Genomic DNA, 2686 nt, shown 5'->3' on the forward strand with positions numbered 1-2686 from the left:
TCCGAAAGTTCGTATATCCAGGAAGTGGTCAATAATGGTATCCCGGTGGTCTTGATTGACCGCCGGGTAGAAGGGGTGGCCGCGGACAGCGTTTTTTGCGATAACATAAACGGCGCTTATCAAGCGGTGACCCATTTATTAGACGAAGGCCATAGGGAGATCGCCTTCTTGGGAGGGCCCATGGATATTTCCACAACGCGGGAGCGTGAACAGGGTTATATTCTTGCTCATCAAGAAAAGGGTGTCCCTATAGACCGCAGCCTGATCAGCTATGGCGAATTTACTTACGAAAGTGGTTTTAAACAAATGACAGATCTCCTGGAAGGGGGAAGGCAACCCAGTGCTGTCTTTGCAGCCAACGACATGCTTGCCATCGGCGCCAACAGGGCTATTGAAGGCAAGAACTTGAGGGTACCGGAAGATATCTCTATTGTTGGTTATGACGATATTTTATGGGCGGCGCTGGAAAAGCCCCCTTTGACAACAGTGGCTCAACCCGTCTATCGATTGGGTATGACGGCGTGCGTGATCCTGCTGGAGCGAATTAACAGCCCTGGGGTGCAGGAACCACGACAGGTAGTATTACAACCCAGACTGATAATAAGACAGTCAACCTGCAAGAAAGGAAACAAGATATGGCAGACATTGTAGTTATTGGTAGCCTAAATATGGATCTGATGGTAATAGTGGACAAAATGCCTGCTCGGGGAGAAACAATTTATGGTCAAGATTTCCGTATGATACCCGGGGGCAAGGGGGCCAACCAGGCGGTAGCTGCCGCTAGATTAGGCGCTAGCGTAGCCATGGTAGGATGTGTGGGGAGAGATTTATTTGGGAAAACGCTTTTGCAAGCTCTGGCGGCGGATGGAGTTGATACTTCTTTTGTGCAGCAAAGGCCGGAAGCGCCAACGGGGGTGGCCTTAATCTCCGTTGACGCTGTGGCTGAAAACTCGATTATCGTGGCCCCGGGTGCTAACTGGCTCTGCCGGTCGGAAGATATTATGAGGGCCAAGGAGCTCATCAAGGAGGCCAGCGTTGTAATGCTACAACTGGAAATACCTTTAGAAACGGTAAGCTTCGCTGCTTCCCTGGCCCGCGAACTGGGCAAGACGGTAATTCTTGATCCGGCCCCGGTCCAGCCCCTACCCCCATCGCTGTTGACTTGTGTTGACGTATTAACGCCCAACGAAAGGGAGGCTGAAAAGCTTAGTGGCCGTTGTATTTTCGATGTGAAAAGCGCCCGATTGGCCGCAGCCGAGATCCTGGGTCTTGGTGTGAAAGCAGTATTAATCAAGTTAGGATCGCGGGGAGTGCTATGGGCTGAAGAGAACGTTATGGAACATATTGATGGGTTTCGGGTGAAGGCCGTGGACAGTACCGCGGCAGGCGACGCCTTTAATGCCGGCGTGGCGGTAGGTTTGGCCGAAGGTCAACCTCTAAGAGAAGCCTTGAAGCTGGCCAACGCTGCTGGCGCCATTACTACCACCCGCTTTGGTGCGCAAGCGTCGTTGCCTACACGGGAGGCGGTCAACAAATTGTTAGGTCAGGAATCGCCAGTGTTACCTAGAGAAAGACGTTAGCCTTCCTAAGTGTATACCCAAGGTGGCCAAATTACCAAAACCTCGTCTTACGGTTTGCAGATGTGTAAAAGAGTTTAGGAAACACTAACTTTGGTAAGAACAAGAGCCAGATATGCGGGCTACCCTACCACTTTAGGGAGTGCGTAATTCGCAATTTGCTGGGACCTTAAGAGCTTCCAATTGGTGGAGGATTTGATAAAAGTCAATATTATTCTTAAATAGGCACGCAATGGTAATTCAATAGTGAAGTTTGGAAGCGAATTTAGGAATGGGGAGAAAATATGAGCGACGGTAAGAATGTAAAAAAACAGGTGTACGTAGTTGGCAACGCAGCTATATATGATCATATCTATCCTATTTCTGAAGAGGCAGTCCCAGGCAAGTATGCAGAGATTCTTGATTGCCCCAGCGTGTCGGGCAAGGTTTATTACGGTGGCTCGGCATTTAACATAGCTGTGGCCCTTGCACGATTGGGGTGGGCAAGCACGCCGATACACAGCGTTGGCGAAGATTTCATTGGCTCTGAATACGAGCAGTGGCTCAAGGACACAGGAGTAAATCTTTCAGGTATTGTAGTGGACCCGGCGCGTAAGGCTGGTCATTGCTTTCTATTCTATAGCCGTGATGGCAGCGCCCTATGCTTCTCCTATTCTGGCGGGGTGGGGGCAAGTAAACAGAAAGATATCCCGGACGGCATAAACCTTCAACCCCATGATATATTTGTTGTTGCCCCGGTTATTGGTATAGGCAGTGTCGAACTTGCCCGCATAGCCAGGTCAAGGGGATGTATTACAATTGTGTGCGGAGCGATCCCAGGATCAGCTGTGGACATACTAGTCAATACAGATATCTTAATTTGTAATGAGGATGAGGCTACTTATCTACTGAAGTATATCAATAGGTGTAGTATCACTGAGCTGTTTGAGTTTCCCCTGAGTGCTATATTCATAACTCGTGGTGCTGATGGAAGCAGGGTGCTTACTAGGGGTTCCGGAACTTATGAGTGTACTGTCCCTGCTGTTCCACCTTCGAGGTTTACTGATCCAACTGGAGCCGGTGATGCCTATGCGGCTGGTGTAATAGCAGGGCTGTTATGCCAGCTTGAT

Annotated in this window: 3 protein-coding genes; all 3 read left to right on the top strand. The window is 49.7% G+C overall.

Annotated elements, in window-relative coordinates:
* Nucleotides 1-651, top strand: a 651-nt coding sequence (locus tag AC29Z1_RS16155; RefSeq protein WP_488272479.1) for a substrate-binding domain-containing protein, incomplete at its 5' end; no start/stop codon positions are given.
* Nucleotides 636-1580, top strand: coding sequence for a ribokinase (gene rbsK / locus AC29Z1_RS16160; RefSeq protein WP_488272480.1), 945 nt, complete (start codon nt 636-638; stop codon nt 1578-1580). The genes AC29Z1_RS16155 and rbsK, both read left to right, overlap by 16 nt.
* 281 nt (nt 1581-1861) lie before the next feature.
* Nucleotides 1862-2686, top strand: an 825-nt coding sequence (locus AC29Z1_RS16165; protein WP_488272481.1) for a carbohydrate kinase family protein, incomplete at its 3' end; no start/stop codon positions are given.

This window comes from Sporomusa sp., assembly GCF_057736855.1.